Origin of the sequence: Paenibacillus sp. 7516, from assembly GCF_002272715.1 — a bacterium.
Taxonomy (GTDB): Bacteria; Bacillota; Bacilli; order Paenibacillales; family Paenibacillaceae; genus Paenibacillus; species Paenibacillus illinoisensis_A.
The window spans coordinates 77,980-93,280 of the sequence record NZ_NPBI01000006.1; the positions used below are offsets into that span (position 1 = coordinate 77,980).

At 47.1% G+C, this 15,301-nt stretch carries 11 protein-coding genes; 1 reads left to right on the forward strand and 10 read right to left on the reverse strand.

Going from position 1 to position 15,301, the window contains the following annotated elements:
• Nucleotides 1–5: 5 nt before the first annotated feature.
• The 10 genes from CHI14_RS03830 to CHI14_RS03875 form a co-directional block, all read right to left on the reverse strand.
• The gene (locus CHI14_RS03830; protein WP_249280990.1) at nucleotides 6–1,307 is read right to left on the reverse strand and encodes a Zn-dependent hydrolase; all 1,302 of its coding nucleotides are present in this window, start codon (nucleotides 1,305–1,307) and stop codon (nucleotides 6–8) included.
• The gene (allB, locus tag CHI14_RS03835) at nucleotides 1,294–2,709 is read right to left on the reverse strand and encodes an allantoinase AllB (RefSeq protein ID WP_095287100.1); all 1,416 of its coding nucleotides are present in this window, start codon (nucleotides 2,707–2,709) and stop codon (nucleotides 1,294–1,296) included. The genes CHI14_RS03830 and allB overlap by 14 nt, the downstream gene beginning before the upstream one ends.
• A 40-nt stretch (nucleotides 2,710–2,749) precedes the next feature.
• Complete coding sequence (gene uraH, locus CHI14_RS03840; protein WP_095287101.1) at nucleotides 2,750–3,127, reverse strand: hydroxyisourate hydrolase; 378 nt, start codon at nucleotides 3,125–3,127, stop codon at nucleotides 2,750–2,752.
• Entirely contained in the window at nucleotides 3,127–4,632 is a 1,506-nt protein-coding gene (gene pucL, locus CHI14_RS03845; RefSeq protein ID WP_095287102.1) for a factor-independent urate hydroxylase, read from the reverse strand. Before pucL ends, uraH begins: the two co-directional genes overlap by 1 nt.
• 304 nt (nucleotides 4,633–4,936) lie before the next feature.
• Nucleotides 4,937–6,547, reverse strand: a complete 1,611-nt coding sequence (locus CHI14_RS03850) for a PucR family transcriptional regulator (protein WP_095287103.1) — start codon at nucleotides 6,545–6,547, stop codon at nucleotides 4,937–4,939.
• Between the two features lie 256 nt (nucleotides 6,548–6,803).
• Complete coding sequence (locus tag CHI14_RS03855) at nucleotides 6,804–9,542, reverse strand: CHASE3 domain-containing protein (RefSeq protein ID WP_095287104.1); 2,739 nt, start codon at nucleotides 9,540–9,542, stop codon at nucleotides 6,804–6,806.
• A 312-nt stretch (nucleotides 9,543–9,854) separates the two neighbouring features.
• Nucleotides 9,855–11,243: a class II fumarate hydratase gene (gene fumC / locus CHI14_RS03860; protein ID WP_095287105.1), complete on the reverse strand. Its 1,389-nt coding sequence runs from the start codon at nucleotides 11,241–11,243 to the stop codon at nucleotides 9,855–9,857.
• A gap of 149 nt (nucleotides 11,244–11,392) precedes the next feature.
• Nucleotides 11,393–12,394, reverse strand: a complete 1,002-nt coding sequence (locus tag CHI14_RS03865; protein WP_095287106.1) for an aldose 1-epimerase — start codon at nucleotides 12,392–12,394, stop codon at nucleotides 11,393–11,395.
• 163 nt (nucleotides 12,395–12,557) lie between these two features.
• Nucleotides 12,558–13,367, reverse strand: coding sequence for an MBL fold metallo-hydrolase (locus CHI14_RS03870; RefSeq protein WP_095287107.1), 810 nt, complete (start codon nucleotides 13,365–13,367; stop codon nucleotides 12,558–12,560).
• Nucleotides 13,368–13,543: 176 nt separating this feature from the next.
• Entirely contained in the window at nucleotides 13,544–13,816 is a 273-nt protein-coding gene (locus tag CHI14_RS03875; RefSeq protein ID WP_221192408.1) for a hypothetical protein, read from the reverse strand.
• 215 nt (nucleotides 13,817–14,031) lie between these two features.
• On the opposite strand from CHI14_RS03875, the gene CHI14_RS03880 reads away from it, so the two are divergent.
• Nucleotides 14,032–15,267 carry an aminopeptidase gene (locus tag CHI14_RS03880; RefSeq protein ID WP_095287108.1) on the forward strand — a complete coding sequence of 412 codons (1,236 nt, stop codon included), beginning with the start codon at nucleotides 14,032–14,034 and terminating at the stop codon, nucleotides 15,265–15,267.
• The last annotated feature ends 34 nt before the right edge of the window (nucleotides 15,268–15,301 follow it).

The window sequence follows — 15,301 nt, forward strand, 5'->3', positions numbered from 1 at the left end:
GTCAATCAACTCCCGTAACCGTATTTATAGAGTAGCTGAACGAGAACCCGAAATCCTCGCATCAGGTCCTCCTCAGCTGTGAATTCAAGGGGACTGTGACTGATCCCGGCCTGACTTGGTACAAAAATCATTGCTGTCGGGCAGGCTGGCTGAAAAATCTGTGAATCATGGCCAGCTCCGCTGGGCATATGCATATAGGACAGCTGCTCCTGTTGGCAAATATTCTGAATATCTGCTGTGATTTGTTCGTTCATTGGAATCGGAGCAACCGACAAGTGTTCTTCCCAGTTCAATTCAAGCTGCAGTTTGGATGCAATCTGAAGAAAGGCCTGAAGCAGGTCATGCCAGCACCGATCAATACTCTCCTGCCGGATATGTCGGATATCAAGCGAGAATTCGGCATGTGCCGCGACCACGTTACCTACACCTGGTTCAGCAGTGATCCGGCCAACCGTTGCCACAAGGGGTTCACCTGCTGCCATAGCAATCGTTCTAACCGCTGTAATCATCTCGGCTGCACCTGCCAGTGCATCCTTCCGCCATGACATAGGCGTTGTACCCGCATGATTCGCTTCGCCACTAATCGAAATGCTCAATCGCTTCTGGCCAACGATATCGGATACAATTCCAATCGAATGACCAAGTCGTTCAAGCACCTGACCTTGTTCGATGTGAAGTTCAATAAAGGCTCCATACTTTTGAGCAGCCGGTCTGTAGCCACTGTCTGACCCGAACCCAGCTTCACGAATCGCTTGTGAAAAAGGTATTCCATCCTTATCCGTCAAGTGTTGAATGTCTTCAAGAGAGGTGATCCCCGTAATGCTTCGTGATCCCCAATAGGCAAATGGAAATCGGCTTCCTTCCTCTTCGCATAGCGAAACCACTTGCAGCGTACGCTTCGGCGCCCCGAAATGTTGTCGTAAGTACTCCAGAGCCAGTACTCCTGCCGCTACACCGTAGGCACCGTCATATCTTCCACCGTAAACGACAGAATCAATGTGTGATCCGGTCACTATGGGGAGCTGCTCAGCTCCTGCTTCAGAATCTGCAGCTCGTAACGTGCCATATAGATTGCCGGACTGGTCGAATTCGGGAAGCAGTCCCATTTGCTCCATCCGTGCAGCCAGGGCATGCTGTGCCTCGCACCAGGCTTTGTCATACAGCAGGCGAGTTACGCCGCCTTTGGCATCAGCTCCGAATGTGGACAGCCAATCCAGCATGCCTTGAAGCTTCACTTCTTCCAGCTGCGGCAAGGGAAGAATCGGCTCTTCCGTCTCGGAACCCATGAACGTTTCAAACTCTGTCATGATACTCCTCCGTTCCGCGCGTGCCATTTTTCCCATACGAGCCAGCAGCAATAAACTGACCTGCAGGCTTAGCGGATAGCCCTTCCTTTGCGCTATATACTTTGATCCCTCGGCAGTACACTTCAGCTACGGCGCATGCAAATGTACGTCCGATATATGGACTCTGTTTATGGGTATATAGTAAATCGTCCATGTTTAATGTGGTACTCGTATTCCAATCAATAAGCACAAGGTCCGCGTCTTTACCGATTGCAATTTCTCCTTTACTCTCAAGCCCAAGCCTTCTGGCCGGCTGCAAAGCAAGAACCCTTCCGAGTAAAGGCAAGCTTAAACGGCGGTGAAGATGACCTTCATCCAGCATGATCAGCAGTGTGCTCTGCGCACCGGAAATACCGCCCCATATTTCAAAAAAATTGTCCGACTGTTTCATGGATGGCGGGCACGGTGAATGATCGGATGCGATGACGTCAATAAGCCCGGATGCCAGTGCATCCCATAATGTCTCTTGTTCGGCGCTGCTGCGGAGAGGTGGAGCACACTTCGCCACAGCCCCCAACCGAACTACATCCTGTTCTGTGAGCGTCAGGTAATGCGGGCAAGTTTCAGAAGTGACGTCCTGACCGCGCCCCTTGGCTTCCGCAATTCGTTCTAACGCTTCTCTCGTACTGATGTGCACGAAATGCAGCGGACACCCGGTTTGTTCTCCATATTGAAGCGCCCTGGTGACGGCTACGACTTCTGCTTCTGCAGGACGGGATTTCACATAATCCATTGGCCCTGTCTTTCCTTCGGCAATGCTTCTCGCGCCAAGCTGTGCAACCATTTCTTCATCTTCGGCATGAAGGGCAAGTACACGATTGAGCCTCGCAATCTCGTGCATTCCATCCAAAAGCGTTTGCTCATCGGCTCTTGCAAAGATGTCCTCTCCTTCTCCACCCGGCTCCGACATAAATGCCTTGAATCCGGCTGCGCCGGACTCAGCTAAGTTCATTAGCTGCTGCCGATTACCCGGAACTAACCCTCCCCAGAATGCATAATCGACATAGGAGCGATCCTGGGCAGCTTGCTTTTTCATATCCCAAGCTTCCGGACTTGTCGTTGGCGGGACTCCATTAAGCGGCATATCAACATAAGTGGTAATTCCTCCTGCAGCAAGCGCAGCCGATCCCGAACTGAATCCTTCCCAACTGGCCAGCCCCGGTTCATTAAAATGAACATGGATATCCACTACGCCAGGCATAACGGTGAAACCGGCTGCTTCGACTACCTCAGTTCCTTCCTCAACCTTCAGCCTAGAGGATAAAGCTGTGATTTTCCCATCTTGGATACCAATGTCCAGCTGCTGTACACGATCTTTTAACACGACCCGGGCTCCCCGGATGATCGAATCAAAATTTGCCATTTGGATGCCCTCCCTGTGCAGAACCTGTGTTCAAAATTCTTCAGCTTCCGCGGTATGTACTGTAACCTCCTGGAGCGATTAGTAAAGGGATATGATAATGACTTTCCGTATCGGATACGGCAAAACGGATGGGTACAACCGTCCATAATGCTGGCACTGATTGTTCAGGTGAACGAGTTGTATAGTACTTTTCGACGTCAAAATGAAGCTCATAAATGCCTTGCTCCAGACGCCCCCCCTCCAGTAAGGGTGCATCCAGACGGCCATCACCGTTGGTCACTGACTCGGTAACTTTTATCCTGGACTCCGCTTCTCCATCCGTTTGGACAAGATGCAGTGCGATTCGAACTCCCTCGGCTGGTACTCCTTTGGATGTATCCAGTACGTGAGTTGTTATGCGTCCTCCAGCCTCTGCCATTACGATCTACCTTCTCTCTTCGAATCATTGTCCTCTGCTTCAAGATCTTCCCTGGTCATTGAAAAACCTTGAAACCCGTATGGTGGTCTGGGCTCGGTATACACCTTGCCTTCTCCTTCAGTCACTTCTTCCAGCACGGTATCCCATGTCCGATTGTTGGATTCAAACGATACTTCACTCAATTGCCCGAAACGCTTCAATACACGGAGTCCGATCTGATACAACAAATGTTGAATGGATGCAGAACGGCATTCGTGAAACACGGCAGCAGCAATATCACTTACTTGTTCAGCGGCCACATAACGTCCGCGCGTATCGTCCATTCCATCTCTTGGGTCGTGGTACCGCCAATTGATATCCAGAAAAATGAACAAGGGACGATCTCTTGTCTCAGGCAGTGAAGTATATTCATCCTTGATAAATCCCGCAAATTCACTCCCCTTAACCTTGATCAGTCGCAGATCAGCTAGACCACTGAAATGGTTACTCCATTCAATTTGATTACCGTTACGTTCTGCCTCTATTGCAGCCGTACCCCGATCATTTTGCGAATACCGGAATACCATCGTGCTGGATCGATAACTTCCATCGACTCCAATGGGTACATCTTCAAAAGGGATTTGATCCGCGGTCATCTGAACTTTCGTCATTTGAGGGTATGTCTCAAGAAAGAGCTGACTCACATACGCAAGAAATCCCTCAACGGTAGCACCGGTATAACTCGCAGCGTGTTTGAGAATAAAATTCTTCATGGAATCCGTGGCCACGATGCTGGAATTATCCCCTTCCGTAAACGAAGGCAAGAATGCATCCCCTTGCACAGCTACCTTAATGTTCATGCCGAAGAGAACATTGCTTCTGCCGGTAAATGGGGATTCCGGTATTGATCCGATCCCGGTTAGAGGTTTGGCATAGGAGCGATACAACCACACGTCACCTTTGCCGTAATACATGGTTCGTTTCGGCACCACAGCAGGCTTCGGTTCAATTTCATGTTCATGCCCAATTTGAACCAGCCACTTCTCCAGACGGATAGATGCAATTTTGAATACTTCATTTAAAGCCGTTTGAAATTCTTCATCTCTATCTCGTGAGAGACGCTGACGCATCGATTCAAGAATGGACTGAGCGGTATGACCTTTTACCGCCAATATGAATGGAAAGCCGAATCGGCTTGTATATTCCTTGTTTAATTGACTCAATTCGTCATACATTTCGGGAGAGAGAGAATCCAGTCCAGCACCAGCTTGTTCCTTCACGGAATTGCTGCTCATACTGATTCTTGCTCCGAGATCGGGATGGTTGCGCAGCAGCTGCAGGATGACGTCGTCGTCAGACGTTTCAACAACATGTTTCATGATATTCATCATGTGTTCCAATGAATTAAAGGGTCGCAAAGTCCAGGTACGTTCAGCCACCCATGGTGATTCCTCAAATAAGCCACCAAAGGTATGCACGAACTGTGTGACAGACCAGCTGTTAACGAGTTTCATAAAATCGCTCATGTCAGAACCTCCGGTCTTCTGTGAATTGTTGTTCTTCATTCTAAGGTTCAGGGCAGGATGCAGCAATAATATCTACGCAATTTTGTAATATAACATAACATCATATTCTCGAACTGTTATCTGTGCACAGGGATTAAGGATTTCCATGTCACATAATCTAAAAAACCGTACGCCCCGATAAGGGGCGTACGGTTTTTTATCAACATTAGGATGATGGTTATGAAGCACAAAAGTCGGTAACTCCGGATTTGTTTAAGTTGTGTATTTCTATCTGGAATCTGTTCACTCTCTGGCTAATGCATCCTTATGGTCTCTCGGTTCTTTTATCCCGGCCAAATTTACGGAACGTAAATACCAGTTTTAACTTTAACAAGTCATTCGTTTTTTTAAAATCCATCTGCAGAAGACTTCCGATTTTCTCCATACGGTAGGTAATGGTGTTGCGGTGAACAAACAGCTGCTTCGCAGCTTCGTTGATCAGTCCATCGTTCTCAATGAAAGATTCGAGTGTGTTCATCAAGATGTGATTAGTATCCCCATCTCTAGCCAGCAGAGGTTCCAATACTTTATTACAGTAATTCTCCATGATGTTATCCGGGACATGTTGGAACACGTAGGCAAACTCCAACATCTCGAACTGGAGTGCACGATCCTTCATTCCGAAGCGGCGTGCCAGCTGCCGGGTATCCAGGCATTCCTGATAAGCTTCACGTAGTGATTTGGGCTCATGTTTCATTTTACTAATCCAGAATCTCGGCACAGATGCTCCTTTTGCCTCCTGTGCAGATAACACATCCGCGAAGCGACTGAGCAGAAAACCCGAAAGTTCCTCCCCATAGTCGCGCCCTGTCGGGCATGTATATATCGACAGAATGCCATCTTCCATCTGAAAATGCTGCGACGCCGTAAATTGCATCAATGGATTATATTGCAGTTCACGATGAATTTGCTTCAGCAGCTTCCCCTCAGTGAAAACTGAAGGTTCCAGCGTAATGAGCACGCATTGATAAGTACCCTGGAACAGATGAACGCCTTTGTTCTCACTGAGTCTGGTCAACTCTTCCACCGTCATTTTGTTATCGAGGTATTGGGTTAACAATGTACGCATCTCATCCTGCACGGTCGGGTTTATGTGTTCACGATAGGTCATATCCATATAAAATGCCAGTACGTCCGCAGCCTGCTGAAATAATTCTTCCTCTGCCCGCAGGGAGAGTGCTGAATCTGTGAACACGAGCAGGAACCCATACTCTTCATCATTTTGTTTGATGGGAACCCGATGACAACTGCCCTGATTCCATTTCACGCGATGCATAACGGATTTCCATGGCCACCCCTGTACCAGTGCATCTCCGGCAATCGTCTCACTACCATAGAGTACATGTCCCCTGGAGCCTATAACTGCAAGTGGGTAGTTTAATACGGTCGCAAGCTCGGCAAATACATTTCGATGCTGCTGTTGTTGTTGTAATGCAAAATGCATCAGCTTCTTCTGTTTCTGTACAACTTCATGCAGCAGCCGGTGACTTCGCTCGTGTTCCGCCTTGAACAGAGCATTCATTTGGTCCGAAAACGTGAACTGGAATGGCAGTTCCAGTAGCGGCAAACGTAAACGGTCCGCCTCTTCTATGATCCCTTGGGGAATGGACTGCCAGAAACGTCCGAGTTTAATGCCGAGTCCTGCACATCCGCGGTCATTTAGTCTGCGCATTAATCGAAGAGCATCTGTTTCGTTGTCTTTCATGATAAAAGCGGTTGTGAATAACAACTCTCCGGATTTAATCCAATCCGCGATATCTGGGGCGTCCATGACGTTAACGGATTTCATCATCCGTGAAGTCCCCTCCCCGCCGGCAACGAGTCTGGCCTCAGACAACGGATATACTTGCAAAGCCTCTTTAACCGTAAGCTGCATAGACACAACCTCCCGCATATATAACTTATCGAGTTATATTTTTCTCTTATAATGGAAATGAAAAGCACTTCCCCAAGGTCCACAACCCATTCACTTCATCGGAATCAAACTATTTGTTAAGTATTATAACATCAAATTTGATTCCAGAGCTTACATGACAAAAATAAAACCAATGACATCATTGCAGCATGAGCTTGGCAATGTTTCATTGGTTTAATAACGTGTATGAAAGGATTGATTTGCGGTAAATAAGTTCTTAAATCTCTAGCGTTTCCGGACTAAGCCACAATTTCATTCGGGATATGACCTCTTTGATATTCAGCGGCTTGCTAATATAGTCCGAGGCACCTGCTGCAATACATTTATCACGATCTTCTTTCATGGCTTTAGCCGTTAATGCTATGATCGGCAGCTGGGTCAGCTTCAATCGCTCCCGAATCTGACGTATCGTATCGTAACCGTCCAGTTCCGGCATCATGATATCCATCAAAATGATATCGGGATTGGCTTCCCCGCGTTCCAGCATCTCCAGACATTCATACCCGTTCTGCGCGGTAATGATATGCATGCCATACTGTTCAAGTGCATTCGCAAGGGCATATACGTTACGAATATCATCATCTACGACAAAAACCTGACGCCCCCTTAATAACGATTCTTCCAGAGGTGTCAGCAGAATCTCATCCCTTGATGGATTAGATAAAGATCCCACGATGGGAATCGTTGTAGCTACTTCGTTCAAGAATAGTCGTGAAGTATTCTTCGTCTCAGGCTCCTCAGGTCTCAATGGCAAGAAAAGAGTAAATACACTGCCCTGTCCTTCGCGACTGGTCGCCGATATGGAACCCCCGAGCAAAGTCGCAAGAGATTGGGAAATGGACAGGCCGAGTCCCGTTCCACCGTATTTCCTTGCAGTCGCGCCATCCGCTTGTTTGAATGCATCAAAGATCTGCAGCAGCTTATCTTCTGCAATGCCGATCCCCGTATCACTGACCGAAAATGCAATAACATCCGTCTCTGGGCCACCAGCTTCCGGGCTTGCCAGATTCATTCGGGAGATAGTCAGAGCAACTTCGCCCTCGTGTGTAAACTTAAATGCGTTAGAGAGCAGATTTCTTAGAATCTGATGCAAGCGCATCTCATCCGTGACTATCGTTTCCGGTAAATGGCTTTGCATCTGAATCCGGAAGTCGATTCCTTTCTGCTCAGCGGTTTTTAAGAAATACTGATTCATCGTCTCCGGCAGGACGCCGAGATAAACTTCGCCAAGATCAATATCCATTTCCCCTGCCTCCACTTTAGACAGATCCAAAATGTCATTGATCAGATTAAGCAAATCTTTGCCTGAAGTATGAATGACCGATGCGTATTTTTGTTCTTCGCTGCTCAAGTTCTCATGTTTGTTTTCAGCCAAAATCTCGGACAGGATGAGCATACTATTCAGAGGAGTGCGCAATTCATGTGACATATTAGCCAAAAATTCTGATTTGTATCCCGAACTTGTTCGCAGCTGGTCTGCTACACTCGCAAGCTCGCTCGCTGATGTTTCTGCTGCATGTTTTTGCAATTCCAGACGTTCGTTCAGCATATGCAGCTCTTCGGTTTGCATCTGCAGTTCTTCTGTTTGAGACAGCATTTCCTCGGTTTGCAGCTGAAGCTTCTCCGATTGAGCTTGGAGCTCCTCGTTCAGTACCTGGGATTCATCATATAACTGCTGCAGTTCCATGCGTGTCGCCGTGGAGTGTAGAGATACGCTGAATATTTCAACTAATTCATGAAGCTGTTCGAGTTCGTTCTCCTGCAATGGCTTTAATGAAGCTAACTCTATCACCGCAATCGTTCGGCCTTCGAAGATCACAGGGACGACTGTAAGTGATGTTGCAGAAGCATGGCCTAGTCCCGAAGAGATTCGAATATAGTTTTGTGGCAAGTCATTCATACGCAGTATCCGTTTCTCCACTGCACTTTGACCCACGAGTCCTTCGCCCGGTGCAAGTGACACTTTGCCGATGGAGTGCTCTTTTTCCCCGTCTGCTGCATAAGCTGCTAAGCGCAAGAGCCGATTATCCTTCCAATAGTACAGTACACTGTAGGGAACCTCCAGCAGAATGGAAAGCTCATTCAGGAACAGACGTGACAAACCCTCCAGATTAGTCGGGTTCTGCAGGAGTGTAGCGATACTCGTAAGCTGATCCTTCACGCGATTTTGCTCCTGTACCTTATCGAGCAGCTTATTAGTCTCCCGTCCAAGGTCACCCACTTCATCCTCTGTTCGCACATGAATCCGTTCTGCCAAGTTGCCGCCTTGGGAAATATCTCGAATGGTTTGTCTTACGTCACGCAGCGTTTTGACAATATTACCAGAGACCATGATCGCTGCTCCGATTGAAAATGCTGCAATAGCAGCCCATAAGGTATACATGATCGTAAGCAGGGTGGAACTGCGTTCGGCAAGACTGGTTACTCGTGCTTCCGTCAAAGCAATTTCTGTATTGCGAAAGCCTGTAAGTTGTGAACGCAGCAAATCGATTTCGTTTTTACCCGGATCGGATTGGAAAAACGTAATCACTTGCTCCTGATCACCCTGATTTTTCAATGCAATGGATGGTTCTGCTGCAACCTCAATCCAGCGTAAAATATGCGTTTTAATCGTTTGCAATCTCTGTTGCTGGGATGGGTTATCACTGATAAGTCCGTATAACTGGTCATAGTTCGAATTCCACTCCGAGAGTGCTTGATTGTAAGGCTCCAGGTAGCTTTCTTTTCCTGTTAGCATGAATCCTCGCTGTCCGGTCTCCATATCAAGTACATCCTTCTCAATGGCATTGGTCAAGTTGTGTACTTCGAGGTCATGATGGCTTATAAAATCGTTTTCTTTTTGCAATTCGTTAATCTGAGCCGATAGAACCAGCAAGGCAGCTCCAAATAACAATACAACCACGAGATAGCCCAACAAAATTTTGGAGCGTATCGTAAACCTTCTCTTCTTCGACAACGCGGAAACCTCCAATGAAATCAATCAATTCACCGCACAACAATTTTGATCTGCTTATGTAGTTTATATGGATACCGGAAGTCTGACAAGCATTATATCCAATCAAGTCTTATTTCAACATTTACATAGTGTAAGGTTGTCATTCTGGGGTTAAACGCATTTTGGTCATGTGGGTGCAGTCTGACTATTCTGGGGTTGTAAGCTCTGACAAATTCAGACATAGTCAAGAAGGCTTAGATGTATCCCTAACAAGAAAAAACGACCTGCATATGCAGGTCGTTTCTTCCTCTAACGTCTTTACTATAAAAAAACTTAAGCTTTTGGAGCAATCATTTTCGCAGGATCCACATACTGATCGAACTGCTCTTCGGTAAGCAACCCGGTCTGCAGAGCAGCCTCTTTCAGAGACAATCCTTCTTTGTGAGCCAGCTTCGCAATCTTGGCTGCATTCTCGTATCCAATATGCGGATTAAGAGCAGTAACCAACATAAGCGAGTTGTTCAGGTTATGTTCGATTTGACCCAGATTAGGTTCAATACCCACTGCGCATTTATCGTTAAAAGCAATGATCGAGTCCGCAAGCAGTTGTACGGACTGCAGGAAGTTATAAATAATGACCGGTTTGAACACATTCAACTCAAAGTTACCCTGACTTGCCGCGAATCCGATCGCAGCATCGTTCCCCATGACTTGGGTGACAACCATCGTCAGTGCTTCGCTCTGGGTTGGATTCACTTTGCCTGGCATGATGGAACTACCCGGTTCGTTCTCCGGAATGCGGATTTCTCCGAGTCCACTGCGCGGACCACTGGCAAGCCAGCGCACGTCATTGGCAATCTTCATCAGATCGGCTGCAAGCGCTTTAACAGCACCATGCGCATAAACGACTTCATCATGGCTTGTAAGTGCGTGAAATTTGTTTGGTGCCGATACAAAATCCTTACCTGTATGTTTACCGATCTCCTTGGCAGTATAATCGCCAAAGTCAGGATGAGCATTGATGCCTGTTCCCACGGCGGTACCACCAATGGCCAGTTCCTTCATATATTGAACACTATCACGAATCATGCGCTCACTCTTGTCCAGCATTGCTTCCCAGCCGCTGATCTCCTGTCCGAGTGTGATAGGAGTAGCATCCTGCAGATGGGTACGTCCGATCTTGATAATATCCTTGAAAGCATCGGATTTGTCTGCAAAGGTAGATTTGAGTACAGCAATGGCTGGCAAGAGCTGGTCTTCGACAGCAAGTACACCTGCAACATGCAGAGCTGTCGGGAACGTATCGTTGGAGCTCTGGGACATGTTCACATCGTCATTCGGATGCAAACGCTCTTCCTTGCCCTTCTGTTCAAGAAGCTGGTTACCCAGATTGGCGATGACTTCGTTCACATTCATATTGGACTGCGTGCCGCTTCCAGTCTGCCATACCACAAGCGGGAAATGATCGTCAATCCGACCGGCAATGATCTCGTCCGCTGCATAGGCAATCGCATCCGATTTAGCGGCAGACAGCTTGCCGAGCTTATGGTTGCTCGCGGCAGCACTCTTTTTCAAAATGGCAAGTGCACGAATAACTTCCATCGGCATATGCTCACGACCAATCGGGAAGTTTTCCTTACTGCGCTGTGTCTGAGCCCCCCATAGTCTGTCCGCTGGTACCTTCATCTCTCCGAGCGTATCTCTTTCAATGCGGTATTCCACTTGATTTTCCTCCTCCAAAAAGATGAATTCTGTTTCTCGAAAATTTAATCATCTCGTCATATTATACATGATTGTCGTTTAGATTTTCACCTTTTCGACAAAATTGTAAGCGCACATCAAAACACGCAATCGTTTATTGACTTATGAAATTATGAATAGATTGGATACAAACGACTGGCTTGTTCGAAGATCTCACCAGGCTCAAGTCCGACTAATCCGATTTCTTCGGCTGGTAGACCTTGCACATTCGGTGCATTAACCAGGTTCATCTGAGGTTCAGGACAGAAGAAGCCACCTTCCGTGTTGTTGTTCCAGATCATCCAGTGTTTGTATGAAGCTCCAACATCATAAACAAATTTATCCCCTGTACGTTGGTTCGTGAGCTCCATATAATTTCGACCATTCTGGGGTTCCGCTGTATAGTGATTATCCATGGATTCGAAGAATGGGCTGACACCCTCCGCCTTCAACTTCTCCTCATCCGGTGAAAGCGGTTGAAATTGGCCGGTAGGCAAAGAACGTTCATTCAGCTCACGGCGCTGACCGATGGTGATTTTGGTGGTATAGTCCGACACATCACTGTCGGGTACAAAGGCGACATTAATGGCTGTATGGAACGCAAACAAATTGGGCATGCGCTCTTTGCCGTTATTACGAACCTTCAGCTGCTGCTGGAGCCCTGTGCTGTCAAGAGAGTAACGAAGCGTTACCGTGAACGTGAACGGCAAGTATTGATGGAAAAGGTGTCCTTCTTTGATCTCTTGGCTCAGCAGGATATAACTCTCCAGTTCAGTCGTTCCATATCCTTCTACCTTCCAATCTGCCTCGTGTAAAAATCCGTGCAAGTGATTGCCCGTAGCAGGTTCATTTACAGGTAATTGATAGATTTCGCCATTCCAAGGAAAGCGGCCATCTTCATAGCGATTCGGTGGAGAAAGAACGGGAATGCCGTACACGGCCGGAGCAGCCTTGAATGCATCCATATTATTCAAATCAGGTTCACGAAGATAGCGATGACCGCGCTCTGTATCACGAAACGCAACCAGGTTCGCACCCACGCTTGGAATTAAGGCCGCCTCAAATTGATTGAATCGAAGCCATACCGCCGGAATTCCGCCAAATTGCTCCTCATACGCTGAATTCTGTGTCATGTTATATGTACCTCCTGCATACTAGGGTTATATTATACGGCTCGAATATATCATGACTGGGCACAAAATACCAATCTGTGATATAGAACATTTTCATCATCAGGCGACAAAAAAGACAGCTGCACTGTTCGCGGCTGTCCTCCGAATGTTCATTTCATATCGTTTAATCGACATATTTGCCGTGTTCCGGCACAGCATTCTGTTCGAAATTCATATCTAGCTCCTCAAGCGAATCACGCAAAAAATCACCTGTCAGCGAATGTCCGTGCCCCGTGACCACTACGCGCGGTTCCAAGTTCCTGATCACATGAACCGATCGATGAGCCTCGTCCCAGTCCGTCGTAAAGTATGCAGGTGGTCCATGCATCTGTTCATCCTGCAGCAGCACACTCCATAGCGATTCCTGTTTTACCGAAATAATGGCGTCCCCGGCAATCAGGAAACGGTCCTCCTCTCGAAAGAGCGACACATGACCAGGTGTATGTCCTGGAGTGTGAATCCAACGCCATCCAGGCATACCAGGTACCGTATGATTCTCCGGCAGGCTGAAGATGCGATCATCCAAATTAATTGCTTCATTCGGATAGGCAAAAGACAATCTTGCCATCAGTCCCCCACCTACGGAAGGATCGGCTGGTGGATAATCTTTAAAGCCCGTTAAATAAGGTAATTCTAGTGAATGGGCAAAGACCGGAACACCCCAGAACTGTTCAAGCTCTATTACAGTACCAACATGGTCGAAATGACCATGAGTCAATATGATGGCGGACGGTGGACCCTGAAACCGTTCTGCAGCGATCCGCACAATATGATCTGTAAATCCCGCCATCCCGCTATCCACTAGAATCCAGTTCCTGCTTCCCGGTTCACCGATGAATACCACATTAACAAATAATGTACGCAGACTGAGGATATCATGCGCGACTTCTTCAAGCCCCGTCATTCCTGCTGTGATCAGATTGTCAGATGTCATCCACGGTTACCTCCCATTCAGGCGATTGTCCCTCTGTTTGCCATCCATAGACTGCCCCTTTTTGGGATATCTATTCCCCTCATCTAATTAAAAATAGACGATGCATACCCGTTCGGGCACACACCGTCTAGTATAGTCTGTTCATTCACATAATAGAACAACTTCCTACGTTCTGATTACGCAGGAAAAGCATCCAAAGCCGCGTCAAGCAGCTTGTCGTATACATCGTCGTCGTTTTCGAGCAGCTCGTCCATCCGCAGAAGTTCTTCTTCATCACCGGATTGCTCCGTGAAATGGAGGCTATAATCCCAATCTTTGCCGTTCTTGCTCATGAACGTTACCTCATAAATGGACTTTTCTCCTTCAGCACGAAAAACGGTGGTTCCAATATAGGATTTCTCGTCTTCCCGACGCATCTCGGCACGAATAATTTCGATATTCACCAACATACACTCCTTTAATCTCTCATCTGTAACAGGTCTACAACAATTATGGTAAACCTAGTTTGGTAATTATTATTGGTTAATTGTACAATATATATCGTAGCAACGTATACCTTATTCAAATGAAGGTCCTCGGGGGCATCCTTACATACATGATTTGAGGGCTTCATGTTCCAGTGAACGAGCTACGGAAACCTTATATTACAGGAGGAGAATATAGCATGAATAATCATTTTGAGCTTCATTTACAGCAGTACGCGGAACTAGCTGTCAAAGTGGGAGTAAACGTCCATCCTGGACAGACACTCGTTGTAAATGCACCAATCACTGCAGCACATTTTGTACGTAAGATCGTGAAGGCTGCCTATGAAACAGGTGCCAAGCTGGTCAAAGTAAACTGGAGTGATGAAACCGTAACACGTCTTCATTATGATCTCGCACCGGATGAGGCATTCTCTATCGAACCAAAATGGTTTGCAGGCGAAATGACGGAACTCGTTGAAGAAGGGGCTGCCATCCTGCATGTCATCGCGGAGAACCCTGATCTCTTAAATGGTGTGGCTCAAGAACGTATCGTCACCAGCCAAAAAGTGCGCGGAAAAGCACTGGAGAAATACCGTGCTTATCAGATGGCTGATAAATTCAGCTGGTCCATCGTTGCGGTCCCTTCCCCGGAATGGGCTGCCAAAGTATTCCCGGATCTGCCTGCGGAGCAGCAAGTGGATAAGCTATGGGATGTTATTTTCAAAACTGTTCGTATTGGCGAGCAGGATGCTGTTTCCGAATGGAAAACACATCTGCAAAATCTCGATTCACGTGCTGATCTGCTCAATACGAAAAAATATAAGAAACTTCACTATACTGCCCCTGGAACGGATCTGACCATTGAGCTTCCAGAAGGACACATCTGGGTTTCCGGTGGCAGCGTGAATGAACAGGGTCATGTCTTCATCGCCAACATGCCAACAGAGGAAGTATTTACGGCTCCGCTGAAAACGGGTGTCAATGGCACCGTTCGCAGCACCAAGCCACTCAGCTATGGCGGTAATCTGATCGATGGATTCTCTCTTACTTTCGAGAATGGTCGTATTGTTGATTTTACTGCCGAGCAAGGACATGATGCCCTGCAAAACCTCATCGAAATGGATGAAGGTGCGCACTATCTGGGTGAGGTCGCTCTTGTTCCTCATAAATCACCGATTTCCGACACGAACATTCTGTTCTATAACACCCTGTTCGATGAAAATGCATCCAACCACTTGGCCATCGGTAATGCCTATGCATTCTGCCTGGAAGGCGGCAAAACGATGTCGAAGCAAGAACTGATCGATAACGGTTTGAACTCCAGCCTTACCCATGTGGATTTCATGGTTGGATCGGCTGACATGAACATTCACGGTGTCACTTCCGAAGGAAAAGAAGAACCGATCTTCCTGCAAGGTAATTGGGCATTCTAATTTTTGCGCTACATGAAGAGAGGAGATTACTCCT